Source organism: Microvirga sp. GCM10011540, assembly GCF_042650665.1.
Lineage (GTDB): Bacteria > Pseudomonadota > Alphaproteobacteria > Rhizobiales > Beijerinckiaceae > Microvirga > Microvirga lenta.
In genome coordinates, this window is sequence record NZ_JBHSBQ010000128.1 from 1 (window position 1) to 18103 (window position 18103).

At 64.4% G+C, this 18103-nt stretch carries 16 protein-coding genes and 1 pseudogene; 5 read left to right on the plus strand and 12 right to left on the minus strand.

Going from position 1 to position 18103, the window contains the following annotated elements:
• Positions 1-356 precede the first annotated feature (356 nt).
• The gene (locus ACFOYU_RS18685) at positions 357-794 is read right to left on the minus strand and encodes a peptidoglycan-binding protein (protein ID WP_377034770.1); all 438 of its coding nucleotides are present in this window, start codon (positions 792-794) and stop codon (positions 357-359) included.
• 403 nt (positions 795-1197) lie between these two features.
• On the opposite strand from ACFOYU_RS18685, the gene ACFOYU_RS18690 reads away from it, so the two are divergent.
• Positions 1198-1398 carry a hypothetical protein gene (locus ACFOYU_RS18690; RefSeq protein ID WP_226739935.1) on the plus strand — a complete coding sequence of 67 codons (201 nt, stop codon included), beginning with the start codon at positions 1198-1200 and terminating at the stop codon, positions 1396-1398.
• 152 nt (positions 1399-1550) lie between these two features.
• Complete coding sequence (locus ACFOYU_RS18695) at positions 1551-2348, plus strand: MBL fold metallo-hydrolase (protein ID WP_377034771.1); 798 nt, start codon at positions 1551-1553, stop codon at positions 2346-2348.
• Between the two features lie 108 nt (positions 2349-2456).
• Here ACFOYU_RS18695 and ACFOYU_RS18700 read toward each other — a convergent pair whose 3' ends face one another.
• On the minus strand, positions 2457-2675 hold the full coding sequence (locus ACFOYU_RS18700; protein WP_226739930.1) for a hypothetical protein: 219 nt from the start codon (positions 2673-2675) through the stop codon (positions 2457-2459).
• Positions 2676-2847: 172 nt separating this feature from the next.
• On the opposite strand from ACFOYU_RS18700, the gene ACFOYU_RS18705 reads away from it, so the two are divergent.
• Entirely contained in the window at positions 2848-3135 is a 288-nt protein-coding gene (locus tag ACFOYU_RS18705) for a hypothetical protein (protein WP_377034772.1), read from the plus strand.
• 6 nt (positions 3136-3141) lie between these two features.
• Here ACFOYU_RS18705 and ACFOYU_RS18710 read toward each other — a convergent pair whose 3' ends face one another.
• The 3 genes from ACFOYU_RS18710 to ACFOYU_RS18720 all read right to left on the minus strand — a co-directional run bounded on the left by ACFOYU_RS18710 (position 3142) and on the right by ACFOYU_RS18720 (position 4969).
• Positions 3142-3369, minus strand: coding sequence for a hypothetical protein (locus ACFOYU_RS18710; protein WP_377034773.1), 228 nt, complete (start codon positions 3367-3369; stop codon positions 3142-3144).
• A 31-nt stretch (positions 3370-3400) separates the two neighbouring features.
• Positions 3401-4564, minus strand: coding sequence for an RtcB family protein (locus ACFOYU_RS18715; RefSeq protein WP_377034774.1), 1164 nt, complete (start codon positions 4562-4564; stop codon positions 3401-3403).
• A 192-nt stretch (positions 4565-4756) separates the two neighbouring features.
• Positions 4757-4969 (minus strand): GcrA family cell cycle regulator, encoded by a 213-nt coding sequence (locus tag ACFOYU_RS18720; protein WP_226739921.1) that lies wholly within the window; start codon positions 4967-4969, stop codon positions 4757-4759.
• A 314-nt stretch (positions 4970-5283) separates the two neighbouring features.
• Here ACFOYU_RS18720 and ACFOYU_RS18725 point away from each other — a divergent pair, with 314 nt between their 5' ends.
• Positions 5284-5631: a hypothetical protein gene (locus ACFOYU_RS18725; protein WP_377034775.1), complete on the plus strand. Its 348-nt coding sequence runs from the start codon at positions 5284-5286 to the stop codon at positions 5629-5631.
• A 57-nt stretch (positions 5632-5688) separates the two neighbouring features.
• Here the strand turns inward: ACFOYU_RS18725 and ACFOYU_RS18730 are convergent, their stop codons facing one another.
• The 7 genes and pseudogenes from ACFOYU_RS18730 to ACFOYU_RS18760 all read right to left on the minus strand — a co-directional run.
• The gene (locus ACFOYU_RS18730) at positions 5689-7803 is read right to left on the minus strand and encodes a M10 family metallopeptidase C-terminal domain-containing protein (protein ID WP_377034776.1); all 2115 of its coding nucleotides are present in this window, start codon (positions 7801-7803) and stop codon (positions 5689-5691) included.
• A gap of 396 nt (positions 7804-8199) precedes the next feature.
• Complete coding sequence (locus ACFOYU_RS18735) at positions 8200-10959, minus strand: EAL domain-containing protein (protein ID WP_377034777.1); 2760 nt, start codon at positions 10957-10959, stop codon at positions 8200-8202.
• A 562-nt stretch (positions 10960-11521) separates the two neighbouring features.
• Positions 11522-12460, minus strand: a complete 939-nt coding sequence (locus tag ACFOYU_RS18740; protein WP_377034778.1) for a hypothetical protein — start codon at positions 12458-12460, stop codon at positions 11522-11524.
• A 306-nt stretch (positions 12461-12766) separates the two neighbouring features.
• Positions 12767-13474 (minus strand): outer membrane protein, encoded by a 708-nt coding sequence (locus ACFOYU_RS18745; RefSeq protein WP_377034779.1) that lies wholly within the window; start codon positions 13472-13474, stop codon positions 12767-12769.
• Positions 13475-13788: 314 nt separating this feature from the next.
• Positions 13789-14232, minus strand: a complete 444-nt coding sequence (locus ACFOYU_RS18750) for an NUDIX hydrolase (protein WP_377034780.1) — start codon at positions 14230-14232, stop codon at positions 13789-13791.
• Positions 14233-14275: 43 nt separating this feature from the next.
• The gene (locus ACFOYU_RS18755) at positions 14276-14761 is read right to left on the minus strand and encodes a phasin family protein (protein ID WP_226739907.1); all 486 of its coding nucleotides are present in this window, start codon (positions 14759-14761) and stop codon (positions 14276-14278) included.
• 52 nt (positions 14762-14813) lie between these two features.
• A pseudogene (locus tag ACFOYU_RS18760) lies at positions 14814-15176 on the minus strand (phasin); the annotation flags it as partial.
• A gap of 208 nt (positions 15177-15384) precedes the next feature.
• Between ACFOYU_RS18760 and ACFOYU_RS18765 the strand changes: the two are divergent.
• Positions 15385-18093 (plus strand): ATP-binding protein, encoded by a 2709-nt coding sequence (locus ACFOYU_RS18765; RefSeq protein ID WP_377034781.1) that lies wholly within the window; start codon positions 15385-15387, stop codon positions 18091-18093.
• Positions 18094-18103: the final 10 nt, after the last annotated feature.

Here is an 18103-nt window from a genome sequence, read left to right on the forward strand (position 1 = left end):
ATCCCCAACCAACCCTTACTCAAGATCCGACGAAGCCTTACCCGGCAAGGATTTCGGCGTTTTCAACTGAGGACCCTCGAAATTGTGGATCTGGGGGTCCCCCGTTCGAGCCGGGGCGGCTGTACCATTCAAAATCAAGCACTTAACCCTCGCAGATTCGAGGCGGCCTCCCGGTAAGTTCGGTTGAGGCACGATAGAGATCGGCTCTTCGAAATTTCTTTCTGCCAAAGGATGTGCCGACAGCGCGCGACGCTGAATGCCCGCTTCCCAGAGCGCCCGCCGAACATGTCGGCCCCCTGTCTGCGGCCGACAGGGCCCGGCGAGGGGTGAAGCGGCATTTCTGCCGCTTCGGCTGCCTATTGTTCGGCCACCTGAGAAGCTGGAGCCAGGAGCGCCTGGAGGGTTTCGGCATGGAGGGCGCCGGTGACGGTCAGGCCGGTTTCACGCTGGTACTTTTCGATGGCCTCGCGGGTGCCGGGGCCGACGACCCCATCCGCTTCGAGCGGACCGTATCCCAACTCGGTCAGGGCCTTCTGCGCCGCGACGATGTCACGAGGCGCGGGTCTCGGAGTCACCGCGAGCAGGGCCGCGGGCATCGCCGCCTGAGGGCGGTTCCGAGCCTCCTCCGACGCTTTCAGCTGGGCTTGCGCTTCGGTCAGCTCCTGCTGGATCTTCTTGTGGTTCTCGGAGAGACGGGTGAGCTCCTCGCGTGTCGAGGAAAGCTGCTCCCGCAGCTGGATCAGCTCCGCCGTCGACGCGGCTTGAGCCTTCTGATGCTCCGATCGCGCTTGCACCTGTTGATCCTGGAAAGATGCAAGCTGACCGCGCAGCTGCCGCTCCGTTTCCGAGGATGCCTGACTAGTGTGAGCAAACATCCCCCAGCCTCCGATTGCAGCCAAGGCTAGGGTGGAGACGAGAACGCGGTTGAGGTTTGATGCCTTTCGCGCGTGCGTCTGAGTCATAAGCAACTCCTTCAGCTTCGAGAGATAATGGCTGAGGTTTGGCCCTCGAGGGCCAAGGTGACCAAAAAGATGGTCAAAGCGTGACCCAGCGGAAACGGGTTGTGGTGTCGTGCCTGTTCGCGGGCCGTACTTTTCGACAGGCGCTGCGGCTCGAAGCCTTGCGGTGACAGGGGGCGGGGACTACCAGTGGCGGCGTGAACGCTTTTTCCTATCGAGGGGTGTGAGGAGGCAGGGCGTGAAGAAGGCATCCGAGTATCGGCAGCACGCAGAGGAATGTCGCATCCTCGCCAGGCAGGTTCCCGAGGGACCGCAGCGCGAACAGCTCCTGGAGATGGCGAGAACCTGGGAGGCTCTTGCCGAGGACCGGGAGAAGCTGGTCGAAAGGCACCCCGACCTGGGCATTCCCGGAGGCCCGACGGAGGCGAAAGAGACCTGAACCGGCCCATCTGGGCCCGGATACGCCAGGTCCCAGAACTCTCCGGAGCCTGTACCCGCCCACGCGAGCCGGACGTTCAAGATATCGTGCGGCGGCCTCGGCTTGCGTTTCGCTCCATTGTGTCTTTCCCTAGCGGGACGGTGGAGGCACGCATGATGAACTTGCTGCGAATCGCTTGCTCGGTGGCCGTCCTCATGGGCTGGGGGATGGCCCAGCCCGCCGCGGCAGCCGAGCCGGAGGGGTGCCCGGGCCTCATCGCCTCGAAAGAAAGCCTCTTCTCTCTTGCGGCCCTGAGGGAGGACGAGGTTGGCCTCACCTTCCTGGAACACGCGACCTTCCTCATCGAGACGCCGAAAGGGGTGCGGATCGCAACCGATTACAGCGACGGCACCAGGCCTGCGAGCGCGCCCGACGTGGCGACGATGAACAAGGCCCATTCGACCCATTTCAGCCACCGTCCCGATCCTGCCATCAAGCACGTTCTGAGAGGCTGGAACCCACAAGGCGGTGCGGCCCGGCACGATCTGACGGTGGAGGATGTGCGGATCCGGAACGTCTCGACCAACATCCGCAGCTACGGTCGCGAGACCGAGTATGACGGCAACTCGATCTTCGTATTCGAGACCACCCAATTGTGCATCGCCCATCTGGGGCACCTGCATCACACCTTGAGCCCTGAACACCTGCAGAAGCTCGGGCGCATCGATGTTCTTCTGGTGCCGGTGGATGGAGGCTACACGCTCGAAACGTTCGACATGATGGAAGTCCTGCGGGCGATCAACGCGCCGCTCATGATCCCGATGCACTTCTTCGGGTCTTCCACGCTCAACCGCTTCCTGGCTTCGGCGCGGGAGCACTTCGCGGTCGAGTTCAGCGACAGGCCCGCGATCACGCTGTCGCGCGCGAGCTTGCCGAACAGTCCCAAGGTGCTCGTACTGCCCGGGCATTGAGCGCGGCAGGCACGAACGGCCGGGGTTTTTTCGGCTCTCCGCGCATCCGAGGCGCGAAGAGCCCGCATGGATATCGAGGCCCTGATGCCGGCGCGGCGGGCCGTCCGCTCAGGCTGCCTTGTCGGCGATCTTCGGATGGTGCTGCTTCGCCTTCTCGCCGACGGCCTCATGGATGCGGCGGAACGTGGCGAGTTCCTGCTCCATGGTCTCCAGGAGGGGGGCGAAAGCCTCTCCGTGCTCCCTCACGATGTCGGCCAGGACCCCCAAGGCCTTCTCGAGACGCTCCTCGGTGATGGGTTCGCGCGTCCGTCCCTGCCAGTCTTCCATCTCACGGTACTCCTTACTAAGACGAGTGACTGTGATCCCAAGATCCTTGCAGATGCCTTAAAGCGGGGTTCTTTCGGTCGTGCGGGGCCGGCTCCCTCCTGTTCTCCCATGGTCCTCGGGCCGACGCGCCTTAGCTACCGTTCCTCGGAACATGAGACGGAAGCGACGATCGATGACTGATTCCCCTCGCCGCAGGATCGGCCTGCCGTGGTACAGCCGCGAGGACTACCCTCGTATCCGCGCCATGATGAACGACCCGCACAATCTGGCGCCGTCCTACGACCAATGGTTCATGGCAGCCCAGAACAACGAGCGCGTGGCTCAGGAAGCGGGGTTGGAGGTCGTGCGCGTGCCGATCACGCCGGAGGATTTCGCCGCCTGGTGCTCGGCGCGGGGTGTGGAGCCCGGCAGCAGCGCGCGGAGCCAACGCGCCCAGGAGGAGGTGGCTTCCCGGCCGTGATCTCGTTCAGCGCGGTTTCTCGGGAGCCGGAATCGGAGAGGAACGGCGCGGCGGAGCCTCGGCGACCAGGCGGAAGCGCGTGGGAGGCGATGTCCAGTCGAAGGGAAGCTGGAGCGGGATGGTGCAGGGCGTGAAGAGGCTCTGTCCCTCTTCGTTCGTGACCTCGAACACGTAGCCCGGCCGCTCGAGACGGACGCATTCCTCCCACCGGTCGTAAGAAATCCAGTCGCTCATTCCACATTCTCTCCTTTGGCGGCGGCAGGGCTCAGTCCTTGTAGGGATCAAACTCTCCGGCGCCTGCCATGGCAACCGCAAACGGCCGCAGCGTGTGCTCGATGCGGATCGTGTTCCTGTGATGCTCGAGCACCTCGGGCAGACGGCGATAGACCATCGGGCTCTCGTCCACGTCGCCGCCGCGCAGGAGAATTCCTTTCTCCCGCAGCCACTCGTCCATCTGCCGGCGGGTGAAGAGGGGCGGGCGGGTCCACTCCCCCGCCTTGTTCTTCTTGCCCTTGGCCTCCATCCTTCCATGAAGGCGCCCGGCGCCGTGAACGGTGGAGTAGAGGCTGTCGGCGCTTTCCGCGTTCTCCACGCCGCGAAGGATCACGGCGTTGTCGCCCATGGATCCGCCCACGAAGCCGCGCTGATCCGGAAAAGCGGGCGTCGCGCCCTTGCGCACCACCCAGTATTCCCGGTCGCCGTGCTTCTCGCGCCAGGCGAAGTTGTGATGGTTGTGCACCGAATCGGTGATCCTCCCGCCGATGATCTGTCGGACGCGCTCGACCACCCATTCCCGCCCGGCATAGGCGTAGAGGCCGCCGAGCTTCACGCCGGCGATGTAGCTGCGCCCCACCTCGCTGTCCTGGTGGACGATGGCGGGATCGACCTCCATTCCGTCCTTGGCGCCCACGAGGGCCAGGTGCTTGGTCGTGATCTTGTGGCCGAGCCCGCGCGAGCCGAAATGCACGCCGATCCAGACGAAGCCCTCCTCGTCCTCGAAAAGGTCGACATAATGGTTGCCGGACCCGACCGTTCCGAGCTGCTGCGAGGCCATCTTCTTGAGGTCGCGCACGCCTGCCTCGTCCCACAGCGGCGACTCGAACAGCTCGTGATCCACCGCGACGGCATTCTTCTGGCCGATGCCGAAGCTGATCGTCCGCCCGATATCGGACAGGATGGCGGCTTTCTGCGAAGCGATGTCCTCGTAACGGGTATCGAGCCGCACGGCCATGTTCCCGCACGCGATATCGAACCCGACGCCGCTGATGGAGATGTGCTCCTCGTAGGCGACGACTCCGCCGATCGGATGGGCATAGCCGAGATGGCCGTCGGCACAGAGAACACCCTTCGCAGCGCTGCCGACCTGCATGCAGCGATCGAGCTGACGGATCGTCCTCTCGTCATGTTCGCCATAGATTCGGGTATTCATCGCCAGCCTGCGTCAGTCGGTTCCCGGAAGGGCTCAGTGGAAACTCGCGGATGCGCACCCGGTTCTCGGGGCGGGCGCCGGATCAGCGGCCTCCGGCGGAGCTGGCCCGTGCCCATGCAAAAGCGTGCCGGCTCCGAAAACCCGGAGCCGACGGCATGTTTTCCGATAGGCCGGACTGAATGGCCGAGCTCCTCAGGCGGCCCGGCGCCTGTCGCGCTCGGTGCGCGGCGTGTAGACGAGCTGGCGATGCCAGTCGCACCAGCTCGACGTTTCGGAAGTCGGCGCGCCGCAGCAGACCGCATCCCGAACTTCTTCGGAAACGATGAAGCGGCACTGGCGAGCGCGGGCTTCGAGAAGCGCAGTCCTGTAATGCGGAGACGGCTCCGCGATCCTGATATGGGTCATCGGTTCAAGCTCGGTGTGAGGCAAAGGCTAAATGCGCCAACGGCCGCGCTATGGGATGCCGTCGATCCGGCGTCGTCGTCCCAGCTCGTGGCCAGTTCCGGTCAAGCGTAAGACCGCGACCGGGTTCTGACTCAGATGGTTACGAAGCCGTTCATTTGCAAGCGAAGTCGGGGAAAAGGGCAGGGCCCGTCGCAGCATGGGGAAGAGTTCCGGGCTGCCGAGCGGCGAATTCCTGAAGCCAAGCTGAAACATAAGTTCTGTCGGAGAGTAGACAGGCGCACACCATGTCCTGATCGAAGAAAGCGGAGTTCGCGATGTTTCTGAACCGATTGCACGTCCTGGCTCTGGCGACGGCTCTGTCCGTCGGAGGAGCAGCCGGGGGCGCTCTCGCTCAAGCCGGAGCCGCGCCGGGCGCCAGCCCGAGTGTCGATACCGGTGCCGCCGGCACCGGGAAATTCCCGGTCCGCGAGCGCGCGGGGCCGAATGCCACAGGAGCCGTCGGCTCCCCTGCGGTGAACCCGCCCGGCAACCCGCCCGGGACCATCGATCCCACGCCTGAAGCTGCCGTGGAGGCCGGCGCCACCGGCAAGAGCCCCTGTCTTCCGACAGGCGGCAAGAATCCGAACAGCGTCAATCCATCCGGCATGCCCAGCCGGTGCTGAGCCATTGAAGCAAGGCGCAACTCAGCGCCTTGCTTCCGCTTCCCGCGTCCGCGCGGCTCAGAGATAGAAGTCGCCCTTGGACAGCTTGGTGAGCCCCGACACCTTCACCTGGAAGTCTATGATCGTGTCGCCATTGATGTCCGCCGACAGCTTGCCGTCATAGAAGCGCAGCTCCCCGGCTTTTCCGGTGAAGGCGGATTTTCCGATGAAGCTGAAGGCCTGATTGCCGCCCTTGGTGCTGTTGGCGTCTATCGCGCGCAGGTCGATCTTGTCGCTTCCACGCGTGAAGTCCTTGATCACATCCGTGGAGGAGCCGCGGGACTCGCTGACGGACTTGAAGACGAACTTGTCGCGCCCGCCGCGCCCCACGAGAACATCCCGGCCCGTCTGCCCTTGGAGCACGTCGTCGCCCGACCCGCCATCGAGGGTGTCGTTGCCCGCTCTTCCGATGAGCGTGTCGTTGCCGGCTCCGCCCCTGATCACGTTCGACCCCTTGCTGCCGCGCAGGGAATCCGCATGGGCGCTGCCGGTGAGATTCTCGATGCTGACATAGATGTCGCCTTGCGCATCGCCCGTGTTGCGCGACGGGTAAAGAAGATCCGCCACCAGGCCGCCGCCGGCGCCCGAATAGCTCGCGGTATCCTTGCCGGTTCCGCCGCTCAGCCTGTCCGCACCGGCCGCACCATGGAGCACGTCGTTGCCGCCGAGGCCATACAGCGAGTCGTTGCCTCCGGCTCCGTAAAGCCGGTTGCCCGCGGAGTCACCCGAGATGCTGATGTCCTGCGGAGTCACGATCGGCGGCGTCAGCGGAGTGGGGGCCGTCGTCGTCGTGACGGTCGTGTCCGACACGGTCGTAACCACCGTGTCGGTCGTGGTGGGCGTGACGACGGGATCGGTGGTGGTCGTGACCGGAACCGTCGTGGTGGGCGTCAGCTCGGCGGCGGAGTAGATACGGTCGACGAACTGGATCCATTCGATATTCCAGACGATGTCCCGTCTGTCCGGCGAGCCGCCGCGAAGATCCGCGATTTCGAGCGATCCGTCGGAGAGCTTCTGGACCGCATACTGCGAGCGTTGACCTCCATACACGGCCGTATCGATTCCGGCGCCGCCGTCCAGCGTGTCGTTCCCTATGCCGCCGGTCAGGCTGTCGGCACCGCTGCCGCCCTTGAGCACGTTCGCCGCCTGGTTGCCGATCAGCGTATCGTTGCCGCTGCCTCCGATCGCGTTCTCGATGAGGGATCGGCCGTCGCCCTTGTAGAGCAGCGCGTTGGCAATGTTGCCGGCGGCAATCTTCGAGCCGTTGTAGTGAAGCTTCGCAAGCTGGGTCGTCGACGTGGTCGTCCACCCTCCCGGCTGAAGGTCGACCTTCAGGGCGCCGGAATATTGCGATAAGTCGTAGGTATCCGTGCCGCCGCCGTCCCACACCGTCTGGAAGATGCGGTTGCCGCCCGGCGCTCCCTGGCCGGTTCCGTTGACGGACATCTCGCCCGTGGTCGGGCTCCAGGAATAGGTGGTGTTGCCGCTGTTGGTGGAATAGTTCGCGCCGTACATGTGCTGCAGGGCCGCGATGTCGTACATCATCAGCGACTGCGCATAGCCCCAGCCTTCGTTGACGTATCCCGACGTCGTCGAGGCGCCGACATAGGAACGATAGCTCATGACCGTGTACTCCATCGAGTCACGTTCCTGCGGCATGACGAATTCTTCGTGGGCGTGTTCGAGACCCAGCGCATGCCCGATCTCGTGCACCACCGTCAGGTATGCGTAGTTGCCGAGCCGCGGGTTGTCGTACTGGCCGCTCGAATTGTTGAACCAGGCATCGCCTCCCGTGGCGTGCGTCGACGGAAAATAAGCCCAGGCCGTGCCGGGCTTGTCCGACATGGCGAAGCGAAGATCCGCGTGCTGGGTTGCCGTCTCGGCGATCTCCGTGAAGGACAGGTTGGCGACCGAGGCATAGAGCTTCAGGGCTTCGCGCGTCGCCGCCTGCTGCGTGGGATTGAACGCCTCGAATCCGCTCGTAGGCTCGCCGCTGCTGCTATAGGGGCTCCCATAGAACGACGCGTTGGTCGGAAAACTGAAGGTGAAGCTGTTTACCGCCCATTTCCGGTCCCCCAGGACACCATCGATATAGGCGTTGCCAGTCGGGCTATAAGTTACAACAGCAGGCATAGATCCGTCCGATCCTGAATTGTTCTTCGTATTGTCCAGACGCGGGAGGGCCGTGCCCCTGAGGGGTCGGTATTCCAGTGTCGCCTTCGCAGAATTTGGGAGCGGAAACGTTTATATACTGTTATGTGAAGCTTTATATCAGTATAGTCCGAGTCTATATGTCTCGGTTGTTGCTTTTATATACTGATTTTCTGCCCCGATTCTTGGTTGGCTTCATTCTCCTCGCATTGTGTCAAGAAGTTGTTCTTCAAACAGGAGAGGCATCAAAATTTATCCTCTGCCTGCCGGCAGGCTTCCCGACCGTAAATCTTGGCTGGACGCCGCTTGCAAAGAAAACGGCGACGCCAGCCCCGGGAAAAGGAAGTTAAGCCTTCAGGCTTGCTTGAGGCTGTTCTCTCAGCCGCAGCACCGATGCGGTTCCCAGGACGAATAAAGCTTGGGGATTTCGGATCTGGGAACGGCCTTCCCGAAAAGATAACCTTGGCCGATGTCGCAGCCTTGGGCGCGGAGGTAGGTGGCCTGAAGCTCGGTTTCGACGCCCTCGGCGACCGTCGTGATGCCGAGCCCCCTGCCCAGGTTGAGCACCGCCTGCAGGATGGCGGTGTCGTCGAGGTTGTCGGCCAGATCCTGGACGAAGGATCTGTCGATCTTGATGATGTCGACGGGGAACTGCTTCAGGTGGGACAGGGAGGCATACCCGGTGCCGAAATCGTCCAGGGCAATCCTCACCCCTTCCAGGCTCAGCGTCCGGAGGGCCTGTCCCACATGCTCGGCGCCGCGGCCGAGAAAGACCGTCTCCGTCACCTCCAGCTCCAGGTACCGGGTGGGAATGCCCGTCGCGCGCAGGCGCTCGAGGATCTCCTCGGCGAAGTCGTTCCCGCGGAATTCGGCAGCCGAGGCATTGATCGCCACGTGGCCGATCTCCATGCCGGCATCCAGCCAGCGGCGCATGTCGTCGAACACGAGCTCATGCATGTGCTGGCCCATGGCCACCGCGAGTCGCGGGTCGTCGAAAGCGGCCTTGATCGAGGCCGGCGTCTCGATCCCGGTCTGCGGGTTGTGCCAGCGAAGCAGAGCTTCGAAGCCCGCGATCTCGCCGGACCGCAGCAGCACCTTCGGCTGGTAGAACGGTTCGATGCGCCGTTCCCTCACGGCCTCGCGGGCGTTGATCCGCATCTGCATCCGGAGTTCGGCCTTGCTCTGCATGGCGGGCCTGAAGATCATGATCCTGCCGCGCCCCGCGGCCTTGGCCGTGTAAAGCGCCACATCGGCCCGCTTCAGGAGCTCGGTCGCATCGTCCCCGTGATCGGGGCAAAGGCTGGCACCGATGCTGGCCCGGCAATCGAGGGTTCGCCCGGCATAGGAGAACGGCTCCTGCAGGCGCTCGAGGACAGGCCTCACGAGAGTCCAGATATCCTGCTCGGAGTCGATCTCCGGCAGGATGATCGCGAACTCGTCTCCGCCGTTGCGGGCCACGGTGTCGATGCTGCGGATCGAGGAGCTGAGACGCTCGGCGGCCACCTGCAGGAGGGTATCGCCCGCATCGTGGCCCAGGGTGTCGTTGACCTCCTTGAGATGGTCGAGGTCGAGGAGCAGCAGGCCGACCTTTCGGCCGGTCCGCTTGGCTTCCTTCAAGGTGACGTCCAGGCGCTCCTGGAACAGGGCCCTGTTCGGCACGCCCGTGAGGGAGTCGTGATGGGCGACCCAGCGCAGCCGCTCCTCGGTCTGCCGCTGCTGCGTGACGTCGCTGATGAAGCCTTCGAGGAAGGCGGGGGAGCCGTCCGCATTGTAGATGCACTGCCCACGCTCCATCACCCACCGGGTGCCGCCCGTGCGGGTGATGATGCGATAGACCTCGTTGAACGGGCGCCGCTCCCTGATCGCCTGCTCGATGGACTTCTGCAGCCTCTTGCAATCGTCGCCATGAACGACGTCGGCCCAGCTGAATTCCCGCTGCATGAGCTCGGCCGTCGTGTAGCCGGTGAGTGCTTCCGCGCCCTCGCTCATGTAGCTGAACGGCCAGGGAGGCGCGAGAGCGGAGCGGTAGACGAGGCCGGGCAGGTTGTCGATCAGCGTCGTCAGCTGCCGTCGGCTTTCCTGCAGCTCCTGCTCCGCGTCGAGCCGCTCGGTCAGGTCGCGCGAGACGCCGATGACCCCGATGACCTCGCCATCCTGGCGCCACGGCACCTTCACGGTCTGGAAAGCGCGAAGCTCTCCGCGGATCGGCACCTTCTCTTCGACGATGGAGATGCTGCCGGATGTCAGGACCTGATGATCGGTCCTGTCGGAATCGTCAGCGAGCTCCTGGGGGAAACAATCGCCGACCCGCTGTCCCTCCAGGGGGCCGCAGGCTTCCCTCATCTGGCGGTTCGTGAGAACGAAGCGCCCCTCGCGATCCTTGACGAAGATCAGGTCCTGCACGCTGTCGATGACGACCTGGAACAGGTTGCGGCTCTCGCGGATCTCTTCCTCCGCGGCCTTGCGCGCGCCGATGTCTTCGGCCACGGCGATCATCGAGACCACTTCGCCGGCCTCGTTCTTGACGAAGGAGACGTTGACCGCGACCCAGACCAGCGAACCGTCGGGGTGGACGAAGCGCTTCTCGACCTGGAACGGCTCTCCCGTTCGAAGATGCTGATCGAAGAGCGGGACGTTCCACAAGGCGTCCTCGTGATAGGTCGGGGCGAAGATCGGCAGGCTGTCGAGCTCTTCCCTCGTGCGTCCGACGAGATCGCACCAGCGCTGATTGACCATCAGGACGCGCCCGTCGAGGCGTCGGTGAATGATGCCCACCATCGTCTGGCCGAAGACGGTTTCGAGCTGTAGCTCCCGCTCCCGCAGCGCTTCGGTCGCGGCGACGCGCTCGTTGATGTTGCGGAAGAAGACGGTCAGTCCGTCGTCGATGGGAACCGCATGGACCTCGAACCACGTTTCGAGCGGCGGATAATAGGCTTCGAAGACCTGGGTGGACCGCTCCGCCATCGCCTTTCGATAGAACTCGCCGAACACCGTTGCGGCGGTTTCGGGAAAGGCATCCCAGAGGTTGACTCCGATGAGGTCGTTGCCGCCGCGAAGCTCCGCTGCGGCGCGCCCGTTCAGGAAGACGAACCGCCACTGGCGATCGAGAAAGAAGACGCAGTCGGTCGTTCCTTCCATGACGGCCCAGAGGTGGCGAAGCAACTCGTCGGCGCCCTGTCCCTTGAGCAGGTCCAGGCCCTGCCGCGGGCGCCCCGAAGCACCGAGGTTCGATGTACGGGGACCGTGGAGGGGATTGGCTGGCCGAAGGGAGTTCCTCTCTCGAACGGAGCTTTTCTTATGGGAACGCCGAAGTTGCTTGGACAACCAAGTCCGGCCGGAAATATGCACGCTGCTCTCACCAATACCAGAATACATATTTCGCCCGAACGATGTCCGATGGTGTGGATCATCAATCCATTCGAATATGTAATATATATCTCTGCTTTAAACGACTATGCCCCAGAGGAACATGGAGTTCATCGCTTGGTCAATGCAGGCGTTCTTTTAAAGAAATCTCGTCACCATTCAATGAAGACCGCGGAAATGGCTAATAGGTCGCGACGGTTTTCTTCGGAGGTGAGGCCGGCTTGTAACTGTAGCTCATCGGGGGCCTCCGACGAGGCCGCGGCGGCCGCCTCTTCCATGTGAAAACCCCCGGCTGGAACAGCCGGGGGTTCGTCGATCGGGTGGCTAAGGAGCGTCAGCGGTTGGTGTCGTCCTTGCCGTTGGGGCTGCCATCGCCGCCGCCATTGCCGAAGCCATTGTTGCCCTGGCTGCCGCCGGGATTGCCTTGGCCGCCGCCCTGGTTGCCCTGGCCGCCGCCTTGGTTGCCCTGGCCGCCGCCTCGTCCGTTGCCGCCACGGTCGCCCGCATCGCTGCGGCCGCGCGAGCCGCCGCCGAAGTCGCCGCCGTTCGGGCTCTCGCCGGCATTGCCGACGCCCCTGTCGTTTCCGGGATTGCCGACACCGCCGCCGACCGTGCCGCCGGCGCCACCGGTACCGCCGCCAGTCCCGCCAGTCCCGCCGGTGCCGCCAGTCCCGCCGGTGCCGCCGCTACCCGTGCCGGTGTCGCTGCCTGTGCCGGTTCCGCTGCCCGTGCCCGTGCCGGTCCCGCCGCTGCCCGAAGTCCCGCCGCCGGTCGTCCCGCCGCCGATGCTGCCCGTCGTGTCGGTGTTCGATCCTGTCCCGCCCGTTCCGGTTCCGACCGTGCCGCCTCCGGCGCTGCGCGAGGGCTGTCCGCCGGTGGAGCCGTTGGAAACGGTGCCGCCTGTCGGACCCCGAACGGAGCCGCCGCCAATCGCGCCGCCGCCGAGGGCGCCGCCCGCAGTGGGCGTTCCAGGGGCAATTCCGCGGCCGGGCACCGGGGAGACCGGAGCGCCCGGAACCTGACCCGGCGAATTGACCGAACCCGTTACGGCGCGGTCGGCCGCGCGGTTCGAGTTGCGGAGAGCCTGGGGAAGAAGAGCGCAGCGGCAAACCTCGTTGCCGCGAACGATCCGAATTCGGCAGTTATGGTAGAGGTGAGCATCGGCAACTGCCGGCTGGCACTGCTGCCCCGGCCTGTAAACCTGTGCGTTGGCGAAAGTAGGAACGGACGCAGCTGCAAGAATGGCAGCAGCAATAGTGTATGAATACTTCATGTGAGCCCTCGGGATGTACTTTTACTGCAGAGAGCCGGCTACAGGCAGGCTCGGTGAGGCAGAAATTCTTAAGGGAGGGCTTTGGTTCCCCATAAGACTGTATAATTGCAGAATAAATTTATAGGCTAGATGACTAACAAACGAGGAACAAATCTTGCGATGTGAAATTGTAGCTTTTGCTAAAATATAGATCGGATTAAAATGGCTGGAATATTGAAACTTCCTTAAGGTCAAGCTGAGATGGTGTTGCAAAGACAAGAGCCCGGCATTTCGCCGGGCCCCTGCACATGCGAGCGGACGGTTTAATCAGTTGAACTTGTAGTTCAGTCCTGCACGAAGAACGCCGAATTCCGTATCGCGCCGGTCGTGGTGCTGGTCGCCCAGAGCGTAGTTGCTCTTCGTATCGAGGTTCACGTACAGGCCTTCGACCTTGGCCGAGATGTTGTTGGATACGGCGTATTCGACGCCGCCACCGAGGGTCCAGCCGCCATTGGTGCTGTTGCCGCGGTGATAACCCAGCACCGGGTCGTGAGCACTGTTCCCACCGACATCGCGGTAAGCGAAGCCGCCGGTTCCGTAGACCAGGGCGCGGTCGAAGGCGACGCCGATGCGGGCCCGGATGGTGCCGAAGAAGCCGTCCGAGTTGCCGCTGTAATAGACGGTGCCGTAAGAGGCGCCCTTGTTGCCGACCGTGGCATACTGGATGTCGGTCTCGGCGCCGAGGACGAACATGCCGAGTTGGTAATTGTAGCCGGCCTGGCCGCCACCCACGAAGCCGCCGCTCCTTCCGCTGCCCACATATCCGAAGGCGGGATCGTAGTAGCGGCTGGTGCCCGTGTTCCAGCCGTAGCCGACATTGGCGCCGACATAGAAGCCGGTCCAGGTGAAGACCGGCATGGCATTGTAGGCGGGGGCGGGGCTGTAGCGGGACGGCAGGTCCGCGGCCTGAGCGGCCGTCGCGGCCATGGCGAGAGCGGCGGTTGCGGCAAGCAGTCCGAAACGAGAGGTACGCATCACTAGTCTTCCGTGGTTGAGGACTCAATGTCTTGAGGCGTCAAGTGCCTGTACGGACCATAAAAGGCACTCCGAACTATAATGCAATATCGTTGCGATTACTTCGCCGGATTATGATTGATGCTTTGTGAAGTTTACGCTTCATCAACCACGCCAATGGCGGCGAGGTTGACGGCCAGCGCATCGGCATGTGCAGATGATCGTCAGCGGCTGACCTCCAGACCAACGCAAGAGACAGAGAAAACTTGGGCCTGCCGCTGAGGCGGGCCCCTTCGTCTCCTCATCGGCGAGAAGTGCCGATTTCGTGTCGCTCTTCAGGACGCCTCCGGTTGGACGAGGCTTTCCGCACGGCGAGCGATCGCATCGACATCCGCGCTCATGTCGATCCTGTCCGGGTGAAGATCCGCAATGCGGAACCAGCGAGCCTCCAGGGCGTCGTCGCCGGCGGTCGGAAGGCCCGAAAGCCACCGGCACTGGACGGCGATGAGAATGAAGTGATGGCGTAGGGACCCGTCGTCCGACCGGTCCAGGATGTCCAGGGTGGTGATGACGCCCTGCACCTCGCCCTTGACGGAGGTTTCCTCTTCGAGTTCCCGCAACGCCGCAGCGTGGACGGTCTCGCCATACTCGATCCGGCCGCCGGGAAAGCCCCACAATCCGGCATCGGGCGGATTGGCGCGCCGCACCAGGAGCGTTTGTCCCTCATGGACGACGACGGCGATGACGGCGGGAACGGGGGAGGGGGCTTGGCCTGTCATGGCCAAGCCTTATCGCAGAATGCCTGCTTTCGGTAGGCAGACGTCAGCGGTCCCGGCGATGCAGGGCCGCGTGAAAGGGCTCCAGGCTCTTGTGGAACCAGTTGGCCGTGGTCGCGGCGATGTCGCTCCATTGTGCGGAAGCGGTCTCGTAGGCCCGGCGAGCCCCGTTCGTCTGAACGCGGATCGCCTCCGACAGATGAGGAGCCTCGAGGGAGGTCTTCCACACCTCGAAGGCGGCGTTGCTCTGCGCCTGCAGGGCATCGATGATCTTGTCGTGCACTTCCAGGGCGCCGCGCGCCGTGGCGTTCACCGCTTCGCTCATCACCAGGCGCAGGGCATCGGGCCGCGGCCCAGGCAGGGGCTGCAGCTTCGGGGTTTCCACGATTGCCGGGGCGACCGGCTGCAGAGGGAGCTCCGCAGTCACCGGCTCTTCGGCCATCACATCCGCCGCGAGGGTGGGGGCAGCCTTTTGAACGCGCTTGCTGCTCGCCCTGGTCTCTTTGGTACGCGCCTTCTTAACTTCGGCCATCCTGGGCCTCCTCAGGAAGGTTTCGGATTGGACGTCACTTCTTCGAGGTGGGCTGCTTCATGGTCGATTGCGCCATCGAGCCAAACTCCTTCATCTGGGCCTGCATGGCCTCGAACTGGGAGCGCACGTACTCGGCCTGGTACTGCATGGCCTCCTGCACGTCCTTGGCACGCACCATCTTCTGGGCGAGGTCGAAGGCGGCCGCGATGTTCTGCTCCGCGTAGGAGAAGGTCTTGCGGGTGACATCCTTGGCACTGCTCTGAACCGTGTTCGCCGAGCCTTCGAACGTGTCTACCGTCTTCTGGGCCGCGCCCATGAAACCGTCGATTGCCTTGCGGGCCTGCTCGACGCTCTTTTCCGCGAAGTCGCGCATCTCGGCCGGAATTTCATAGCCCGGGGTCTGGTTCGTCGCCATTGATCACTCCTGTTTGGGGTCTTGTGCAGTGCAATATCACATTGTGCACTGCAAAATCAACTCAAGGCCTACCAACTCAACGCCTACCAATTAAGGTTACCACGAAGTAAAAGCGTTTAGGAGTTCCGCCAGAGGAATCTCTTTGGCGATATTGGTCTAGAACCCGTGTAGTGGGTGCCCTGCAGGAAAGATTAGGTCGAGACCGTTCATGACGGATGCTCAGAACCAGTATGAAGCGATGATCGCGCGGCTCGCCGCGGACCCGGCTCTGACGAAATTGTCCGAGCCCGGAGCCGGCGCGCTCGTGTGGAATCCGTCCGCCGACAGGCTCCTCTGGGCATCCCGGGCCGCCGAGGGCCTGCGATGGGCCTTTGCCGACGAGGCCGGCAACGTATTGCCCCATATGCGGGCGAAGGAGCGCCTGAAGGCGCTTGCGGGCGGCCTTGCTCCCCGCGAGGGTGCTCGCCTCGAGCGTCTGCGGCTCGACCCGGCCCGTTCCTGGCTTCCGGTCCAATGCGCCTGCCGTCTCGCCGAGGCCGGGCCGGGCGAGCCCGTTCTCGTCACCCTCATTCTCGGGCCCGTTCCCAAAGGCGTCGAGCCGCCCCGCCCGCACATTCCGGCTGCGGTTCCGGAGAGTGCCGAGGTTCGGAGCGAGGCGCCTGCGGAACCCTCCGTTTCCCCGCTGAAGCCGCAGGGGACGATCCGCTTCGTGTGGCAGGCCGATCCGCAGACCCGCTTTACCCTTGTTTCGCCGCAGCTGGGCGAGGCCGTAGGGCCGATGGCGGCAGACATCGTGGGCCGAAGCTGGGACGAGGTCTCCCGGTCGGTCGTCGAGGATCCGGACGGGATCGTGGCGTCCCTGTTCGCCCGGCGCGAGACCTGGAGCGGCCGCACCATCCTGTGGACCATGGACAATTCGTCCGGTCAGGTTCCCGTGGACTGGGCCGGAATGCCGATCTTCGGGGAGGGGCGCGAACTCGTCGGGTTCAGGGGTTTTGGTCTCCTGCGCATGGATTCCGTTCGCGAGGCGGCACGCAGCCTGCCGACCGGACAGGCCGGGGAGGAGCAGGCCCGCGAGCCCGAACGGTCCGCCCCCGAGGCGTCAGAGGTGGCGCAGGAGGCACCTGTCGCCGAGGCGCCTGCCGAGGAGGAGGAAGGCTGGTTCGCCCATCTGCGCGACCGGGTCGCCGAGGCGCTGTCCAACGGAAAGCCGGAGGCCGAGCCCCAGGCGGAGGTCACCGGTGAAGAGGCGGCTCCCGCCGTTTCGCAGCAGCCGAGCCTCGCCCAGTCCAGTCTGTCCCATGCCGAGCGGAATGCCTTCCGGGAGATCGCTCGCGCCCTGGGCGCACGCTTCGAGGACGACGCGCCTCCTGCGCCTTCCCAGAAGGACGAGCCGGCAGAGGCTGCTGTTGAGGCCCCGGCTACGTCGTCCGCTCCTCCCGTTCCAGGCGACCGCCTGCTCGACCGGCTGCCGATCGGGATCCTGGTGCACGGGGAAGAGCGCATTCTTTTCGCCAACCGCTTCCTGCTCGATCTGACGGGCTACGATGATGCCGCGCAGATCGTGGCGGCAGGAGGTCTGGAGCGTCTGTTCCGCGGTGCTCCCGACATTCTTGAGCAGGAGGAGCCCGAGGCTCCGCTGGCGCTGTCGAAGCGGGACGGCGAGACCGTTGCCGTCGACGTGCGTCTCTCCTCCGCCGAATGGAACGGCGAGGCGGCGCAGCTCATGGTCGTCCGTAAGGTTCCCGATGCCGATGCGGGCCAGCGCCTGCGCCTGGTCGAGCTCGACCTGCAGCAGCGTGAAAGCCGCATGCACGAGCTGGAATCGATCCTCGACACGGCAACGGACGGGGTCATCGTGCTCGACGAGACCGGCCGCATCCTCTCCCTCAACCGCTCGGCCGAGGCGCTCTTCGGCTACGATCAGCGCGAGGTGGTGGGGGACGCCGTCACCGTCCTGCTCTCGCCGGAAAGCCACATCGTCGCCCTCGACTATCTCGAGGGGCTGCGCTCCCCCGGCGTCGCGAGCCTGCTCAACGACGGGCGCGAGGTTCTGGGGCGCGTGCGCCAGGGCGGCACGATCCCGCTCTTCATGACGATGGGGCACGTGAGCGAAGGCCCGAACCGCAAGTTCTGCGCCGTCCTGCGCGACATCACCGCCTTCAAGAAGGCGGAAGGCGAACTCGTCAACGCCAAGCGCGCGGCGGAGGAGGCGAGCGCCCAGAAATCGGACCTTCTGGCCAAGATCAGCCACGAGATCCGCACGCCGCTCAACGCCATCATCGGCTTTGCCGAGGTGATGCTGGAGGAGCGCTTCGGCCCCATCGGCAACGAGCGCTACAAGGAATACCTGAAGGACGTCCACGCCTCCGGCGCCCACGTCATCAGCCTGGTCAACGACCTGCTCGATCTCGCGAAGGTGGAGGCCGGGCGGCTGGAGCTGTCCTTCACGAGCGTCAACCTGAACGATCTCGTTTCCGCCTGCTTCACCCTGCTCCAGCCCCAGGCTTCCCGTGACCGGATCGTCATGCGCACGAGCTTCGCCACGAAGCTGCCGCCGGTCGTCGCCGACGAGCGCTCCGTGCGCCAGATCGTGCTGAACCTCGTCTCGAACGCCATCAAGTTCACCGATGCGGGCGGGCAGGTCATCGTCTCGACGGCGGTGACCGACCGGGGCGAGGTTGCCTTCCGGGTGCGCGATACCGGCATCGGCATGAGCGAGACCGAGGTGGAGGCCGCGCTGGAGCCGTTCCGTCAGCTCGCCACGGCGCGCAAGCGCGGCGGCACGGGTCTGGGCCTGCCGCTCACCAAGGCCCTGGTCGAGGCGAACCGCGGCTCGCTGCAGATTTCGAGCCAACCCAACGAGGGCACCCTCGTCGAGGTCATCTTCCCGCCGACGCGGGTGCTGGCGGAGTGAACCCGGACGT